Raw genomic sequence first — 15,505 nt, 5'->3', positions numbered from 1 at the left:
GTCAGGCCGACGGGTGCAGAAGCCGCTGGACCGTTTTCGGGAGGTCCGCGATGTCGACGTCGAGCGTGGTCGACCGGTCCCGGGTCCGCACCTCGACCACTCCCTCGCTGAGACGGCGCCCCGCGATGACCTGGACAGGGCAACCGATCAGGTCGGCATCGGCGAACTTGACACCGGCCGACCCCGGCCGGTCGTCGACAAGAACATCCAGGCCCTCGGCCTCCAAGGTCGCAGCCACGCCGGTGACCGCCTCAGGGTCCACGTTCTTGCCGAGCGGGATGACCTCGACGTCGTAGGGCGCGAGCTCCGCCGGCCAGAGGATGCCGTTGTCGTCATGGTGCTGTTCGATGACGACGGACAGGATGCGGCTGATTCCGATGCCGTAGCAGCCCATCACCATCGCCACGTCCTTGCCGTTGCTGTCCAGGTAGCGGGCTTCCAGCGGCTGGGAGTACTTGGTGCCGAGCTGGAAGATGTGCCCGACCTCGACCGAACGGTCGATCGCCAGCGGCCCGCTGCCGTCGGGAGAGGGATCTCCCGCCCGCACGTTGGTGACATCGGCGAACTCGTCGGCCGTGAAGTCCCGGCCGAGGTTGCAACCGGTCGCGTGATAGTCGACCTCGTTCGCGCCGGTGACCCAGTCACGGCCCGCGGCGACGTGATGGTCCGCGATGATCCGATGGACGTGGGTTCCGAGCCCGACCGGGCCGACATAGCCGCGGACCAGCGCCGGCTGCGCGGCGAAGTCGGTGGCGTCGAGAAGCGACGGTGCGGCCCCCACGACCTTCGCGAGCTTGATCTCGTTGACCTCGCGGTCGCCCGGCACCAGGACGGCAACCACCCGAACGGCGTCCTCGCCCTCGACCGCGGGCAGCTTGTAGAGGACGCATTTCAAAATCTGCGACGCCGGAACGCCCAGGTGGGCGGACAGGTCGTCGACCCCGGGAACCCCGGGAGTGTGCACCCGAGCCCACGGTTGCGAGCCGGGCTCGACCGGCTCGGGACGCTGGGAGACCGCCGCCTCCAGGTTCGCCGCGTACGTGCCGTCGGGTGCGTAGACGAACAGGTCCTCCCCGACCTCGGTCGGGGCCATGAACTCGTGGTTGACGTCGCCGCCGATCTCCCCGGCCTGTGCCTCCACAGCCCGAAACCGCAGACCGCACCTGGTGAACACCCGTTCGTACGCCGCGTACATGACCGTGTAGGTCTCCCGCAGTGAGTCCCGGTCGGGGTGGAAGCTGTAGGCGTCCTTCATCACGAAGTCCCGGGCACGGATCAGCCCGGAGCGGGGCCGCAGCTCATCCCGGTACTTCGTCTGAATCTGGTACACGCTCAACGGCAGGTCCCGGTAGCTGCGGACCTCGTTCGCGACCAGCGTCGTGACGAGTTCCTCGTGCGTCGGGCCGAGGCAGAACTCTGCGCCCTTGCGGTCGGTCACCCGGAACATCAACTCGCCATACTGGGTCCAACGGCCGGTCCGTTCCCACAGCTCGCGGGGCATCAGCGTGGGCATCAGCAGTTCCTGGCTGCCGGCCCGTGCCATCTCCTCCCGCACGATCGCCTCGACCTTGCGGAGCACCCGCAGGCCCAACGGCAGATATGTGTAGACGCCCGAGGCCACCTTCCGGGCGTAGCCTCCTCGAACCAGGAGCTTGTGATTGACCGTCTCCGCCTCGGCGGGGTCATCACGCAGCGTCCGAGCGAAGACGTGCGACAAGTGATCCACGATCAAAGCCTTCCATGCTGAACCGTAGTTGACAGACGGCGGCACGCTGCCGCTCGCGAGAGACGCCGAGCCCCCAGGGAAACGTTGGCCCGGCTAGAGCGGTCGCCTCACAACACTGGTGGGACGCACCGGCTCTCCCCTCGCGGACCGCCCAGCCCAACAGCCAGGTCCAGTGAATGGCACGGTTGCGGCGCCACATGCTGTGGTGGGTTCCAACCGCTGATCCGCAACGTCCCCAGAGTACTACCGCCCGCCATCCCCCATGGCTACGCATCGTGATCGCTCCGATCGGCTGCTGACGCGCGTCGCAGCGTGGCACGTCGCTGCCCGGCTGGGCGTTGATCTGGCTGGCCTGACGCTGATTCGGTTCGGTGAGAATGCGCTGTACGCGCTGCCGGACCCATCGAGCCAGGACACAGCCTCGTCCACCTCCACCGCATGCCGCCGGATCAGGGACTCCAACCCGTACGAGAACATGATGTGCACACCACGGTCCTCAATCACCACATCGTGGTGATTGAGGACCGGCTCGATCACCACGATGTCCGCGCGCACCGCCGCCGCCAACAGGCACTCGGTCACCACGTCCCCGTGACGCAGGAACGGATCATCCGACGACGAGAAGATCTCCACCAGGGCCGTCCCGGCATCCCCGTGAGGAGTAGCGACTCGGGTGGTCGAATGCTCGGAAAGCGCGGTGAGCGACGATCGCAGCGTTGCCCCCCACTCCTCAGAAAGCGCGGGATCGGTGCCGAGAATGCCACCGGTCTTGACCGGATGATCCGCGACGAAATCCGTTTCGTCGGCTCTCTACACTAGATCCTGGGCGGGATCGTCCCAAGAGACGCTTTACCTCCATTCTGGCCGAGCCACGCCCCGAAGAATTGACGAGGACCCTGTTCCGTTCCATCCCTGTCCGGTCATCTTCTCCGGGGATCAAACTTCAACACGGGCCCAGGTTCCTTTATCGCCGCGCCGGTAAGGCTGATTGAGCGCTGCTTCCGAACTGCCGTGGCGCGGTCAAGGTGGACGTCTAGCAACCACTCGACACGTTCCAAGACATCATTGTGGAACCCGGATCTAAGATCCAGTTTCAGGCGGCCGTTCGACGAGGCGAGATCCCTATCTTTCTCGTAGATTCGATCGAATTCTTTTGCCCGCCCGGTCGCGTTCTACCGAGCGTCAAGCGGACGGGCGACAGGGGCTAGCGGCGGTTACGTATCCGGTGCGCCGCGGAGCAGGAAGCTGCAGTTTCAGGCAGTGAACTCTCCGTCTGCCGCGCCACGCAGGAAGGCTGACCATTCGGCCTTGGTAAAAATTAGGGCCGGCCCGCCCCTGCTATCTTTGCTGTCCCGTACAGCGACAGCATCGTCATCAAGAAAAGCGACTTCGACACACTCACCCTTAGCATTGCTGTAGCTGCTTTTGCGCCATTTCGCGCCGGAAAGATCGTACGTGTTCATGGCTTCAGGCTCCCCGCCCGGTCAATGAGCATTTTCGTGCTCTCGTCCTTCTCTGCTGCCAATTCCCACATCGCGCTGAACGAATCTTCGTACTGCGTCACCTCGTGGTCTTTCTCCAGATACAGCGCTCCGGTGAGTCCTTCCACGTAAACCGTTGGCGGTTCCCCCGCGCGTCCGGTTCCGATCTCGGGAAACCGAAGAACGACGAACGGCCCCGACGTGACGCCCGCGTGCAGCCCTGCGCTGAACGGCATCACCTTGATCGTGATGTTCGGCAGCTTGTTGACGTCCGCGATTCGTTCCAGTTGCTTTGCCAGCACTTCCGGACCGCCCACGGAGCGATGCAGGATCGACTCGTTGAGAACCACGCTGAGCGACGGAGGATCGGTCGCTCGCGTCAGCAGCGACTGTCTGGCCATGCGCACGTGAACTCGCCGGTCTATCTCTTCATCGTCGACGTCGGGGTCATCTGCTCGAATGAGAGTCCGTGCGTACTCCTCCGTCTGCAAGAGTCCGGGAACAAGCTCGGACTGGTAGCACCAGAGACGAGACGCTGCCTCTTCGAGTCCGATGTACAGATCGAGCCATCCCGGGATGACGTCGCCGTAGCTGTGCCACCAGCCACGCGCCTTCGTCTCCTTCGCGAGTCCCATCAGAGCCTCGGTGAGGCCGGTGGGCGCGCCGTAGATCCGGCACATGACCTCGACGTCGAAGCTTCGGAGTGAGGTCAGCCCCGACTCGATCCGCCAGATCTTGGCTTCGGACCACTCCAAGCGCCCCGCGGCCGCCCGCACGGTCAGCCTGCCCTGGTTCCGAAGATCACGTAGGTACCTGCCGAGCTGACGGCGCGGCACCGTCGAGCCCGTGGTAGCGCCTGGTGGCATCGCTCGTCCCTCCTTCGGTTTGAGAGTAGTCCTTCACCCAAAATGAAAGACTCCGCTCGCGTATTTTGCAACAACATCAACATATCGTCGATTCAAGGTGAGTCTTGCATCCCGAGGCCTCGGGATGTTTGACTTCTGCGTGACAACCAGCACGCCGACAGTCGTTGTCCGGCCACGACACGTGGCAGGTAATTCGCGTTCACCGCTGGTTGTCATCGTGGCGCGACGTGCCGCGACGACCTCTGCGCCCTGCCGCCCGAGACACCGTGCTGCGCACGCGGCGGCGGCGCGCTGAGGGCCTTTCGTCGCAAGCTGAAGGGAGAGGGGCCATGGACGAGCCAGTTCGTGGCGTGGGCTGCGGACGGACGACCGCCCGGACCGCTGCCCGATGTCGACGCCGCTCACAGATGGACCCGCCCCAGCCTGGGCTGTCGGCTCGAACTGCCGGCTGGGACAGTACTCCCACGCATGAAGGTCTCGGTCACTCGGCGATCGAGGCCTGTACGCATGTTCTGGGTGCTCCCCGGGGGTCAGCGTGACTGGCGACGCGTCGCCGGTGTTCCGGGGGGCCGTGGCGCATTTCCCGGCGGCCGTTAACGCCGTTCCGCAGGCGCGTGCTACGACCATCCGCACGTTGACGGGATGGGCTGTCGGGTCGGACGCTGTCGAACTCGGGGAACTCGTGGCCTGCGAACTGACATCGAACGCGGTGAAGGCCAGCCGGCCGGATGACGTCGTGGGACTGCGTCTAACCGTCTGTGACGCGGTTCTGACAGTGGAAGTGTGGGATGCCAGCACCGCTCTGCCGATTCTGAGCACGCCGGCCCAGGACCAGGAAGGTGGTCGCGGGCTGATACTCGTAGACGCGGTGTGTCTGCGATGGGCCTGGTACCTGCCCCTGACCGGCGGGAAGGTGACCTGGGCACAGCTTCCGGCCGCGACGCGGCCGATCATGTGCACCGCCAGCGCCGCCCCTCTGCCGACACGGGTGCCGGTGACCGGACCGGCCCCATCCCCGGCGATCCCTCCTACCTTCGAGACCGACCCCACCGTCCTGCAACGAGTTATCGACCGTCTACGCGGGCTCGACGACTGGCATAGGCCCCCACCCGGAGGCGTCATGCGCGGTCAATATGGCCGTGTCTGCCGAGGCTCACCCCGGCCATATCCGCAGCTGACTGCGACGGCAGGAATCGCGCCGGCCGCCGAAACTGACTGCGCTCCTGTGGCCTGCGCGGACGGGGCGCCTTAACCGGCCAGTGCTGTGTGGCCTTTCACGTGCACCCCTCTCTGCGGCGCACGTCGACATTCGTCACTGCGATCGCATTCCCGTCGCGACGGGAATGTCGCAGTGCGCGCGCCCATTTCCCTACGTCTACTGATCGGAGTTTCGTATGCCACCGTTTTTCGAAGCAGCTCCTTACCGGGCGGGGCTGGTGGATCTGGAGTTGCACAGTCTGGCGCCGGAGTCCATCGCTGACCGGGTGTTGTTCTATCACCGGGAACTCCACCTGGAACTGGACGATCTTCGTGCGTTGCTGGACCTTCAGGCCGACTACCGCAGGAAGCTGCGCCGGGGCCGGCTCCAGTTCGCGCTCGCGGGACACCAGGTGCGCCCGACGGCCCAGCCGTCCCCGGCCCCGTCGGAGACTGCCGCGCATCTGAAGACGCGGGCCGCGCTGTTCTTCCAGGAGGAGGGCCGCGTCCCGACGTACCTCGAGCTCGTGCGGATGGCGCTGGGCGAGGACCGCTGGAACCAGCTGGTCAGCCTGTATGCGGAGGACACGCGGCGGGAGTTGGAGCTGCTGGCGCCGGCGATCGCGGCGGCCGTCGCCCCCGCGTTCACCCTGCACGGCGGCGACGGCGAGATCGTCGACCCGAACGGTGATCCGCCGGAGCAGGAAGGCGGCGAGTCCCTTCTGGCGGGGAGCAGGGGGGAGCTGGCCCCGGCCGGCGAGGACGACCCGGACGGCGGCGAGGACGAGCGGGGCGTCGAGGCGCGTGGCGGCCGGACCGAGCGTGAGTGGATCCCGCGCGGGTGATGTTCTGATCGTTTCTTCCCGGCAGCGTGGCCTGTCCCCGGTGGTGGTGTGGCCGGGGACAGGCCACGGCTCTGACGTCGACGTGGTGAAGGGATTATGAGCGAGTCGGTCCGAGAACTGAACATCAGGCAGCCGCACGCTGCCCGCATGTATGACTACTTTCTGGGCGGAAAAGACCATTATCCCGCGGATCGTGAGGCCGCCGAGAAGGTCCTGGACGCGGCGCCGAGTGTGCCGGTGATGGCCCGGGAGAATCGGGCTTTCATGGTCCGCGCGGCCCGTTTCCTCGCGGCCGAGGTGGGAATCCGGCAGTTCCTCGACGTCGGTACCGGGCTGCCGACCTCGCCGAACCTGCACGAGGTCGTGCAGGCCGTCGCGCCTGAGGCCCGTGTCGTCTATGCCGATAATGATCCGCTGGTCCTGGTCCATGCCCGTGCGCTGCTGACCAGCACACCGGCGGGTCGTACCGCCTATCTCGACGCGGACCTGCGGCACCCGCTGTCGGTCCTGGTCTCCGACGAGGTCCGCGACACCCTCGACCTACGCCAGCCCGTCGCGCTGTCCCTCATCGCGATCCTGCACTTTTTGACTGACGTGGACGACCCGTACACCATCGTGGCGCATCTGATGGACGAGCTGCCCGCCGGCAGCGCGCTCATGCTCAGCCACCTCACCGCGGACCACAGCCCAGCCGCCGACCAGGTCGCCACGCTGTACCGGGAGCGGGGCATTCCCACGGTGGCACGTTCCCACGACGAGGTCGCCCGGTTCTTCACCGGACTGCACCTGATCGACCCCGGCGTGACCACGGTGCACCGCTGGCGACCCGACACCCCCGATGCCTCGGACGCCCCCGCCCTGTCGAGGACCGACGCCGAGGTGAGTGTCTACGGCGCCGTGGCACGCAAACCATGACCACGAACACCGGTATTGATCTTCATGTGCATTCGTGCCGGTCGATCGGCAGCGCACTTCCCGGCGACCTGGCCGCCCAAGCGGCGGCAGCGGGCCTACACGTGATCGCCATAACCGATCACAACACGGTCGACGGGGTCGCGGAGGCAGAAGCCGCGCTGCCCCTGGGTCTGACGCTGTTGCCGGGGGTGGAGGTGTCCTGCGCGGTGGACCTGGGCGTGCAGCGGGTCCCACTGTCGCTGTTGGCCTATCTGTGTAACCCGCGCGACCGGATCTTGCTGGGCATCCTGGGCGACAACCATGACGAGCAGGAACGCCAGGTCCGCAAAGTCCTGCGTGATCTACAAAACGGGGGGCATGCGCTGACCTGGGAGGACGTGGCGACCCAGGCCGGGCATCGCCGCCCCAGCATCGCTGACGTCGCCGGAGCGCTGGTCACCGCAGGACTGGCGGGCACTCTCGCGGAGGCACTCAGCTCCGCATGGCTGGGTGGCCAGTACGCGCCACGGCGCCGACGGCTCCCCTCCGCCCGCCAGACCCTGCACGCGATCCGCGGGGCGGGCGGGGTGCCTGTGCTCGCGTATGCCCGCTGGCCCGGCCGGCTGAATCTCACCGCCGACGACCTCAAAGGTCTGCACGCCGACGGTCTGGCCGGCCTCGAGGTCGACCACCCCACCCATCGCCCGGACGATCGCCAGGAACTTCGCGGGATCGCCCACCACCTCGGCCTGATCATCACCGGAGGCAGTGGCCATCACGGCGACGGCGGCCCCGCGCTCGGCGCGGAAACGACCAGCACCGACGCCTACCACCAGATCGTCCGGGCCGGCCATGGGACGATGCCGATCCTCGGCACGGCGGTGACCGCCGATGATTGATCTGCATGTCGAGTCGTCGCTGTCAGGGCGCGGCGCGTGGCCAGAGGCGCTGATGGGACGGGCCGCGCGGGCCGGCGCGACCGTGGTCGCGCTCGCCGACCGGCTCACCGTCGACGGTGTGCAAGGGGCCCGCCGGGCACTCCCGGCAGACCTGACCCTGATCCCTGCGGTCACGGTGCCCTGCGCCGTGGTGGTCGCCGGCCAGGAACGCACCATCGACCTCCGCGGCTACCTGATCAATGTGGAGGACCGGCCGCTGCTCGACCTGCTCGCCCAGGCCCGTCAGTACCGGGAGGAACGGGCGCGGCGGATGGTGTCCTACCTGGCTGCCGACCATCCGACGCTCACCTGGGACCGGGTGGCGCGGCTCGCACCCCATCAGATACCGGGCCGGCCGCACCTCGCCCGCGCACTGCTCGAGGCCGGGCTCGTGTCGAGCTTGCAGGAGGCCTACAGCCCAGGCTGGCTCGGTATCGGCGGCCGTTACTTCGAACCGAAACGCCAACCGCGGGCAGACCAGGTCCTGGCGGTGATCCGCGCCGCGGGCGGAGTGCCAGTCCTGGGACGACCCCGGCGCCGCCACCGTCTCCAGCTCACCGCCCACCAGATCACCGCCCTGCGAAGCGGTGGACTCGCCGGCCTCGAGATCGACCACCCGGCCAACCCGAAGCCGGCACGCGAACCCCTACGCCGCATCGCCGCCACCCTGAACCTGATCGTCACCGGGGGCAGCGGCAGCCGTGGCCATCCCACCAGCAACGCCATCCCCATCGGGGCCGGCACCACCAGCCGCGTTATGTACGAACGGCTCCTCCTCGCCGCCGCCAGCGGAATCCAGCCGAACGCGTCCCGGCGATGACCGCGCTCACCTGCGCAGCCGGCGTCTGGATCGCCTCCACGGCCCTGCTGGCCTGCACCGCCGCCTACCAGCCGGCCAGCAGACGCCACCTGGGCTGGGTCGGGTTCGCACTGAGCTGCGACCTCGTGCTGGCCACGGCACTGCTGACAGTCTGATGCCGCCGACCCGGCGCCCACCCCGCGACGGCGCACGGCCAGCCGCGCACAACGCGGCGCTGCGCGCCCTCGCAGCCACCTACCGTCCCAGCGATCCACTCCAGCAGGATGATCAGATGTGGGGCATGGTGGGCAGGAGCAGCCGCGTGACCACGGGGCTGCTGGCGTCCGTCGCGGGCCGGACCGCGGCCCCTCGCCCATGACCCCAGGAATGCACGTTCTGTGCGTTTTCGCTTACTCTCGCATGGTATACAGGGGCATGAGTAGCGGCTTGCCTCGACCAGGAGACCGTGTGCTCCTGAGGGACGTCGACCTGCTGATCAGCACAGGGGTGGAGCCCGACTACCGGATCACCCGCGCCGACGACGCCGATCCCGACCTACGCGGCGCGCACCTGTACTGGCAGCAGCGGATCGCCGCCGCGCCGATTGTGGACACCGCAGCCGCCTGCGGGGCCTGGCTCGCCGCACACGTGGACCCGGAGCATCAGCAGGCGGTCGCCGAGGACTGGCTGGTGGAGTTCGCCGGCATCACCCACGAGACCTATGACGTGATCCAAACCCCGCAGGAGATCACCACCGCCACCACGCGGCTCCTCACCCAGCATGCCCATGCTGCACTGGGCTTCGCCGCCGCCTACCACGGCATGAAGTTGCGGCACCACTGCCGCTGGGGCACGCTCGACCAGTACCTCACCAGCTCCCCGCTGGTCACCGCGGCCGGCGCCGTACACATCCCGCTCTACGGGAGTTTAGGTGTCGCCGCCGCGTTCGGTAGCGATACGACCCCCTCCGACCGTGCGCTCGTCGTGTTCATCGCCGCCTGGCGGGACCGCGGCCGGTCCCGGCACCGCGCCGACATCTGCCTGGCCTCCCTGCGGACCGCGATGCCGTTCGACGGCCAGGCCGAAACGCTGTATGCCTGTGCCGCCGAGGCTGTCGCCGACCATCCTGGCGACCACCGCCTGCTCTATCTCCTCGCGATCGGACAACGGCGGGTGCGTGATTTCACTGGCGCGCTGGCGACCATCGACCGCGCGCTCCAGCACGCGGTCGATGACGAACGCCTGATCTTCCGCAACCGCTATCTGACCTACCGCGAGCAGATTGACGCCGCGAGCAGGCTGGCGACCCTGACCACCCACGACGAGCCGCCCCCCACCACCCAGGACCTGCCACGCTGGGTGGAGCATCCGGCCGTACTGACGATCCCGGCCTGCCTGGCCCTACTCGCCGGCGTCACGTTCGCGTTGATCGCCGCCCGCACGGCCACGATCAGCGGAACGTTCGGGATGCGCCGAGACATCCTGCTCCTGCTCGGCACCGGACTCCTGACCACAGCCATCGCCACAGTCACCGGCCTGGAGATTCTCGGCCGCCGCTGGCGGCACACACCCGGATAGCCAGAGCTGATCCTGCCGGCCCTGAGGAATATCACCGTGTCAACGGGCGGTGGGGACCGCTGGCCGCGCCTGGTCGTTCTGATCCGCGTCTCCGTTGCACGCCAGACCCCCCTGTCAGATCCCTTCATCCTGGGCCGACCATGGACACGACGTGCAGCGACTTCGATCTGACGGACGACAGCACCGGTGCAACGTGCCGGCCCGTACGCCAAGGCACGGGAACTCCCGGGTGCGGGGCAAGGCCGATGACTGACCGCACGACACGAGACACTGACACCGATGACCACCCCATGGCATGAAGCCCCTCTGGTCGCGCTTGACCTCGAAGGCAGCGGCGGCCAGGACCGGGAGCAGGAAGCAATCCTCGAACTCGCCGCCGTCCCCCTCCGGGACGGCCGGCCGGACCAGCAGAGCGCCTACGTCACTCTCATCAACCCGGGCCGGCCGATACCTCAACGCCCCTGGATATCGCCCGGCCTCACCCACGAAGTCCTGCGCACCGCGCCCCCTCTCCACCAGGTGGCCGGCCACATCACCGGCATGCTCACGGGGCGCTGGATCGTCGGACACAACATCGGCGTCGACTGGCGCCTTCTCCACCGACGACTTCCTGACCTTCACCCCGCAGGACTCATCGATACCCTGATGCTGGCCCGCGCGGCAGGCATGGACGGTGGACGTTCCCTCACCGCCCTCACCGACCGCGCTGGTCTTAGCCCGACGCTACGCACGACCGTCCGCGACAGCCAACCCCACCGAGCCCTCTGGGACGCCACCGGCGCAGCGCTCCTGCTCGCCTGGCTCATCGACCAGTACTGGCCCGGACGAACCCCCACCCTCGACGACCTGCGCACCATCACCGGCATCGACACAAACCCGCCATCTGAAACCCAAGTCAGACTCTTCTAATTTTATGAGGCCTCAGGAAGTGCGGGCTCCTGGAAACATGACGAGCCAGGACCTGAATTACTCAGAAAAAGCCGCTAGGAGCCGATTGCGCAATGTCGATCGAACGAATAAAACCCTCAAATATGCGCGTACTAATCGGAATCCTGGTTACTGGACCCGGGAAGTCACATCTGCGCAGGTCGTGGGCCTGCGAGAGTCCAGCTACTTAGATTCCTTTTAGTAGTCAACGTGATGGGCGTGGAACGTCCCATCGTCCACCCACCCCCGGGTGCACACCTGGCACGGCCGGCGACCGCAGTCCCGCAGCCAGCGGCGACGCCGGGCGCGCCAGTGCGGCTGGGACTACTGACCTTTAATGTGCGAGGTCGGCTGCTTGATCATGGGATGGTGTCAAGGTCAGTCCGGTGCCCGCCAGGCATCCCTCGAGCAGGTCCGGATGATGTCCGACCCGGCGCAGGCCCCGGCGGACCAGACCGGTGAGATGGTCGACGTCGACCAGGACCCGGTTGGCGATCTCCCCGCGTTTCAGCAGCGACCAGACGCCTTCCACCGGGTTCAGCTCCGGACTGTACGACGGCAGTCGGATCACGGTCAGCCACAGCGCGTTCGCCGCGATGAACGCGAGCATCTCCGCACATCGGTGGATGTTCAGGTTGTCCCAGACCAGGACGATCGGCCGGCCCAGCCGGCGGTGCGCCGCCACGACCAGATCCCGGTACTCCCGCCAACCGAACCCCTTGGGCTCACCGGCACGACCCCGATGCTCGCGCAGCCGGTAGAACCAGCGCGGCACCTGCCCCGGCCGGTAACAGGCAAGCCCCGCGATCGACACCCGCCCCGACCCGGCCCCACGAACCCGCACCACCGGCGACGCCCGCGGGTTTTTCGCCCTGGCCCTGGCACATGGCCGCCGCCCGGTCGAGGTCACTACGGACAGGGCACCTGTCTACCCGCGGATCCTCGACGAGCTGCTCCCCGAGGCCTGTCACGTCGACGCCGCCCGGGAGAACAACCGGATCGAAGCCGACCACGGCCGGTTGAAAGCGCGGCTCCGGCCGATGCGCGGGCTGAAACGGCTGCGCTCGGTCCAGACGATCAGCGCCGGCCACGCCCTGGTCCAGAACATCCGCCGCGGCCACGACGAACTCGGGATCGACACCAACCCACAGCTGAACCTGGCAGCCGCGTTCACCGAACTCGCAGCAGCCGTCTGACCGGCAGCCGCCTCGGCCGCTGGCATGCCCAGTTTTCCCGTAACGCAACAGCGCCGGATGCGTTCGTCGGCGGCGTCCTGAGCGGCGAGTTCGCCCGGTCAGAGCGGAAGTCGCGGCAGCAGAATCAGGCGTCGTGCCCGATCCAGCCCGCCATCCTGGTCAGCTGCGTGTTGCTGCGGTGGTGAAGACGTATGAGCATCCGCACGACCTCACGAGTGGTCGGGTGATGACGGGTCTGCTGCGGCGCGATCTCGCGTGCGGTGGTCAGGCAGCGTAGGGACTCCTCCTTCGCACCGGTCCACAGGTAAGCGCGTGCCAGGTCGATGTAGTGATGGCACGCGCGGATCTTCGGCAGGTCCGAGGTGATGCGAACCTGGCTGGCCTGGTTGATCGCTTCATCGCCGTCGCCCAGTTCGACCGCAGCAGCGACGACGTGCACGCCGGTATTGGCCGGGCCGAAGGCGAGCTGGTAACGGCCGCCGTCGTGGTCGACATCGCCGAGCTGCGTCGACAGTCTGCGTGCCGAGCCGAGGTGATCGTGGGCCAGGTCGGAGTCTCCGCTGCGTGCTGCGAGCATCGCGGCACGCAGATGCAGCGCGCCTGACATCCGCAGCACACTCTCGCCCGGCTCACGGCCGGTGGGGATGTCGGCCTGGGCGCGGTCCAGGAGCTGCAGGCCGATGTTGTAGGAACCGGCCTGGAGCAGGGATGTGGTGCGTGCCCACGCGGCAAGTGCTCCGAGTACCGGGTCGGAGGAGGCGAGTGCCGCCCAGTGCGTGCGTTCCTCGATGAGGGTCGAGAGGTCGATGTATCCCGTCTTGTAGGTGACGGAGTGGGCGGCGAACAACAGCACGGTCAAGGTGGCGTAGGCGTGCTCGCGTTCCCGGCCCGCCGGCGCGGTGTGGATAGCCGCGGTGGTCTCCGTGAGCAAGGCCGGGAGGAGAGCGGCGAGCTGGGCGTGGTTACCGGATCGACGAAGGTCCGCGGCGTGCTCGGCGCCGCGGACCAGCTCCGCAGACGGTCGCGGCGTGATCCCATCGGGAGGCAGGTCCCAGTAGGTGAGCGCACGTCGGAGCTTGGGAATGTGCTGGTGGAGCGGGTCGAGATGCCGGCCACCGAGGTCGTAGGGCTGCCCGGTCAGGGCCGTCACGTCGATGGTCAGCGCCCGTGCGACCGCTGCGACCAGGGCCGGGGTGGCATCTCGGCTGCCCTGCTCGACCTTGCGGAGCAGTGAAAGGCTCACGTGGGAGTTTTCGGCCAGCTGGCGTTGACTGAGACTGCGCGCCTTGCGTGCGTCGGCAATACGTTCGCCTGCGCCGCGGGTACGGTCGTCATCCATCGTGGTGGCCCCCGGGCAAACTCGATCGGCTACAGAAGTCTCGGGTTGGCGCGCGGCGTAGGTCGCCTTTCACCCTACGTCGTGTGCCCCTTCCCGATTCACGAATGCCTCAGTCGCCGCGCTAATGTCCTCGCCAGGTTCGACGTCGAGTAGGTCGCGCACGACGGCGGCGGAGGAATCGACGCGGTAGCTGCAGGGGTCCATCTCGCCGGCTGCGATGATCTTGGCGTCAGTCATCGCCGCGGCAGCGTGCGCGGCCTGTGCGAAGGTCAGGTTCGCGGAAGCGATGTTGAAGACTCCGGTGACCTGTGAAGCTGCGGCCCGCCAGAGGGCGCGAGCTGCCTGATCCCGGTGGACCCAGCCGCGCCAGTGCTCGGGGTCGGGCACCGTGATGACGTGCTCGGTGGTGCCCTGGCGGACCCACTGCTCGATCCGGTCGGCCCGGATCCCGCGGTGATCGACGCCGTAGAGAGCGCCAAGCCGCAGGACAGCCCATGTCCAGTCGGAGCGGTCGAGCAGGGCCTCGCAGCTGGCTTTGAGTCGCGCGTGGTCGGTGCGCAGATCCAACGGTGTGCCCTCGTCGCAGACGAGGTCGCCGCAGGCGCCGTAGACGGTGCAGGTCGAGACGAGCACGAGGTGGCCATCGGGCCGGGCAGCCAGAAGCTCGGCTAGTCGATCAAGTTCGTGGTGCTTGGCGCCGTCCAGTAGCCAGACAACGACGGGGCCACGAACACCCTTGAGACCGCCGAGGAAGGTCGACCAGCTCGTAGATGGCACGCCATGTCGCGTCGCTCCATCTCGGCTGATCGCGATCGCCATATCGGTTCCGGTGGCAGCGTGGATCACGCAGGACCCGAGATAGCCCTGCCCACCGACGACGAACATCAAGATCGCCGATCCTCCTGTCGCTTCTCTGAGCGACCGGGGGCCGCTCGGCCTGGGGTGCGATCCGCTGCAGCGCGAGCTGGTCCAGTCCCGGACTGGCAGGAGTGTCGCGCTCGGCTAGGACAGCCGGACCGTGATCACGTTGAATGCAAGCTCCTTCGAGGGCCGACATCCTCCCTTTCCTCCATAGCGAGCACCTCCCGGATCTGGTGGTTGATCTTAGCTGGCAGCGCACCCGCTGCCGGGCGCCCCTCTGATAACCACCCTGCTCTCCAGAGCACCGTCCTGTGCGCCGGATGGCAGCGGATCAGTGACACAACGTGTGTCACTTCATGGAGTGGCAGGCCTCCACTCTTGCTACCGAAACCGGTCGGCACAGAGTTTCCGGGCGCTCGCTCAGAGCAGTTGCGTGGCTCGGGGGCCGTGTCGGCAGCACCGAGACGTCCCGTCGCCCAGGCGTCACCGGATCTGCGGTGACGAAACCCCCGCGCGCCTCTCAGCGGAGGAGCAGGCGTCAGGACGGCACCACTGGAGTCCTTCACGAGCCCGCTTCCCATGCGAACGGGCGAGACCGGGAGTGTGATGACCATGAACACCGTCACGGCCGACACGACCACTGCGGGCATCAGCGAACTGGAGCTCGACGTCTCGATCGTCGAGCAGGGCGACGCGGCGGACGCGCTGCTGTGCACCACCGACAACGGCTGCTCGACGAACAAGAACACCGACTGCTGACACCGCCACGAGTCCGGGTGGTGGCGGGGGGCCCCCCCGGCCCCGCCCCCCCCCGCCCCGGGGGCCCGCCCCGGCGCCCCGGGGCCCCACCCGGCGGGG

The 15,505-nt window shown here is 67.6% G+C and carries 16 protein-coding genes and 1 pseudogene; 10 read left to right on the top strand and 7 right to left on the bottom strand.

Annotated features, from left to right (window positions below; genetic code table 11):
• Position 1 precedes the first annotated feature (1 nt).
• The 4 genes from MXD61_RS15890 to MXD61_RS15875 all read right to left on the bottom strand — a co-directional run bounded on the left by MXD61_RS15890 (position 2) and on the right by MXD61_RS15875 (position 4,073).
• Positions 2 to 1,729, bottom strand: a complete 1,728-nt coding sequence (locus MXD61_RS15890) for a proline--tRNA ligase (RefSeq protein ID WP_374629034.1) — start codon at positions 1,727 to 1,729, stop codon at positions 2 to 4.
• 240 nt (positions 1,730 to 1,969) lie between these two features.
• Positions 1,970 to 2,359 (bottom strand): hypothetical protein, encoded by a 390-nt coding sequence (locus MXD61_RS15885; protein ID WP_248814035.1) that lies wholly within the window; start codon positions 2,357 to 2,359, stop codon positions 1,970 to 1,972.
• 620 nt (positions 2,360 to 2,979) lie between these two features.
• The gene (locus MXD61_RS15880; RefSeq protein WP_248814033.1) at positions 2,980 to 3,189 is read right to left on the bottom strand and encodes a DUF397 domain-containing protein; all 210 of its coding nucleotides are present in this window, start codon (positions 3,187 to 3,189) and stop codon (positions 2,980 to 2,982) included.
• Complete coding sequence (locus MXD61_RS15875; protein ID WP_251080053.1) at positions 3,186 to 4,073, bottom strand: helix-turn-helix transcriptional regulator; 888 nt, start codon at positions 4,071 to 4,073, stop codon at positions 3,186 to 3,188. The genes MXD61_RS15880 and MXD61_RS15875 overlap by 4 nt, the downstream gene beginning before the upstream one ends.
• 535 nt (positions 4,074 to 4,608) lie before the next feature.
• Between MXD61_RS15875 and MXD61_RS28900 the strand changes: the two genes are divergently transcribed.
• The 8 genes from MXD61_RS28900 to MXD61_RS15840 all read left to right on the top strand — a co-directional run bounded on the left by MXD61_RS28900 (position 4,609) and on the right by MXD61_RS15840 (position 11,233).
• A complete protein-coding gene (locus MXD61_RS28900) occupies positions 4,609 to 5,325 on the top strand; it encodes an ATP-binding protein (RefSeq protein ID WP_374629027.1) in 717 nt (238 codons plus the stop codon).
• A gap of 196 nt (positions 5,326 to 5,521) precedes the next feature.
• Entirely contained in the window at positions 5,522 to 6,115 is a 594-nt protein-coding gene (locus tag MXD61_RS15870) for a hypothetical protein (protein ID WP_248814029.1), read from the top strand.
• 147 nt (positions 6,116 to 6,262) lie between these two features.
• Positions 6,263 to 7,030, top strand: a complete 768-nt coding sequence (locus MXD61_RS15865) for an SAM-dependent methyltransferase (RefSeq protein WP_308222766.1) — start codon at positions 6,263 to 6,265, stop codon at positions 7,028 to 7,030.
• Complete coding sequence (locus MXD61_RS15860; RefSeq protein ID WP_248814025.1) at positions 7,027 to 7,908, top strand: PHP domain-containing protein; 882 nt, start codon at positions 7,027 to 7,029, stop codon at positions 7,906 to 7,908. The genes MXD61_RS15865 and MXD61_RS15860 overlap by 4 nt, the downstream gene beginning before the upstream one ends.
• A complete protein-coding gene (locus MXD61_RS15855; protein WP_248814023.1) occupies positions 7,901 to 8,767 on the top strand; it encodes a PHP domain-containing protein in 867 nt (288 codons plus the stop codon). Before MXD61_RS15860 ends, MXD61_RS15855 begins: the two co-directional genes overlap by 8 nt.
• The gene (locus MXD61_RS15850) at positions 8,764 to 8,922 is read left to right on the top strand and encodes a hypothetical protein (RefSeq protein WP_248814021.1); all 159 of its coding nucleotides are present in this window, start codon (positions 8,764 to 8,766) and stop codon (positions 8,920 to 8,922) included. The genes MXD61_RS15855 and MXD61_RS15850 overlap by 4 nt, the downstream gene beginning before the upstream one ends.
• 292 nt (positions 8,923 to 9,214) lie before the next feature.
• Positions 9,215 to 10,324 (top strand): hypothetical protein, encoded by a 1,110-nt coding sequence (locus MXD61_RS15845; RefSeq protein ID WP_248814019.1) that lies wholly within the window; start codon positions 9,215 to 9,217, stop codon positions 10,322 to 10,324.
• A gap of 279 nt (positions 10,325 to 10,603) precedes the next feature.
• Complete coding sequence (locus tag MXD61_RS15840; protein ID WP_248814017.1) at positions 10,604 to 11,233, top strand: 3'-5' exonuclease; 630 nt, start codon at positions 10,604 to 10,606, stop codon at positions 11,231 to 11,233.
• A gap of 352 nt (positions 11,234 to 11,585) precedes the next feature.
• Here the strand turns inward: MXD61_RS15840 and MXD61_RS28515 are convergent, their stop codons facing one another.
• Entirely contained in the window at positions 11,586 to 12,095 is a 510-nt protein-coding gene (locus MXD61_RS28515; protein WP_248814015.1) for a transposase, read from the bottom strand.
• A gap of 10 nt (positions 12,096 to 12,105) precedes the next feature.
• On the opposite strand from MXD61_RS28515, the pseudogene MXD61_RS15830 reads away from it, so the two are divergent.
• Positions 12,106 to 12,447: pseudogene (locus MXD61_RS15830) on the top strand (DDE-type integrase/transposase/recombinase); the annotation flags it as partial.
• Positions 12,448 to 12,571: 124 nt separating this feature from the next.
• Here the strand turns inward: MXD61_RS15830 and MXD61_RS15825 are convergent.
• Together MXD61_RS15825 and MXD61_RS15820 are read right to left on the bottom strand one after the other, a co-directional pair.
• Positions 12,572 to 13,786: a helix-turn-helix transcriptional regulator gene (locus MXD61_RS15825; protein WP_248814013.1), complete on the bottom strand. Its 1,215-nt coding sequence runs from the start codon at positions 13,784 to 13,786 to the stop codon at positions 12,572 to 12,574.
• 69 nt (positions 13,787 to 13,855) lie between these two features.
• Entirely contained in the window at positions 13,856 to 14,671 is an 816-nt protein-coding gene (locus MXD61_RS15820) for an NAD-dependent epimerase/dehydratase family protein (protein WP_248814058.1), read from the bottom strand.
• Between the two features lie 588 nt (positions 14,672 to 15,259).
• On the opposite strand from MXD61_RS15820, the gene MXD61_RS15815 reads away from it, so the two are divergent.
• Positions 15,260 to 15,406, top strand: a complete 147-nt coding sequence (locus MXD61_RS15815; RefSeq protein WP_248814011.1) for a hypothetical protein — start codon at positions 15,260 to 15,262, stop codon at positions 15,404 to 15,406.
• The last annotated feature ends 99 nt before the right edge of the window (positions 15,407 to 15,505 follow it).

This window comes from Frankia sp. AgPm24 (assembly GCF_023243055.1).
Classification (GTDB): Bacteria; Actinomycetota; Actinomycetes; order Frankiales; family Frankiaceae; genus Frankia; species Frankia umida.
This window is presented reverse-complemented; position numbering and strand designations above follow the sequence as displayed.

Bases quoted from the DNA above. Each gene is read 5' to 3' on its own strand.
- MXD61_RS15840 (WP_248814017.1), top strand. From the start codon at position 10,604: ATGACCACCCCATGGCATGAAGCCCCTCTGGTCGCGCTTGACCTCGAA.
- MXD61_RS15880 (WP_248814033.1), bottom strand. From the start codon at position 3,189: ATGAACACGTACGATCTTTCCGGCGCGAAATGGCGCAAAAGCAGCTAC.
- MXD61_RS15820 (WP_248814058.1), bottom strand. From the start codon at position 14,671: ATGTTCGTCGTCGGTGGGCAGGGCTATCTCGGGTCCTGCGTGATCCAC.
- MXD61_RS15815 (WP_248814011.1), top strand. From the start codon at position 15,260: ATGAACACCGTCACGGCCGACACGACCACTGCGGGCATCAGCGAACTG.
- MXD61_RS15825 (WP_248814013.1), bottom strand. From the start codon at position 13,786: ATGGATGACGACCGTACCCGCGGCGCAGGCGAACGTATTGCCGACGCA.
- MXD61_RS15875 (WP_251080053.1), bottom strand. From the start codon at position 4,073: ATGCCACCAGGCGCTACCACGGGCTCGACGGTGCCGCGCCGTCAGCTC.
- MXD61_RS15850 (WP_248814021.1), top strand. From the start codon at position 8,764: ATGACCGCGCTCACCTGCGCAGCCGGCGTCTGGATCGCCTCCACGGCC.
- MXD61_RS15855 (WP_248814023.1), top strand. From the start codon at position 7,901: ATGATTGATCTGCATGTCGAGTCGTCGCTGTCAGGGCGCGGCGCGTGG.
- MXD61_RS15860 (WP_248814025.1), top strand. From the start codon at position 7,027: ATGACCACGAACACCGGTATTGATCTTCATGTGCATTCGTGCCGGTCG.
- MXD61_RS15865 (WP_308222766.1), top strand. From the start codon at position 6,263: ATGTATGACTACTTTCTGGGCGGAAAAGACCATTATCCCGCGGATCGT.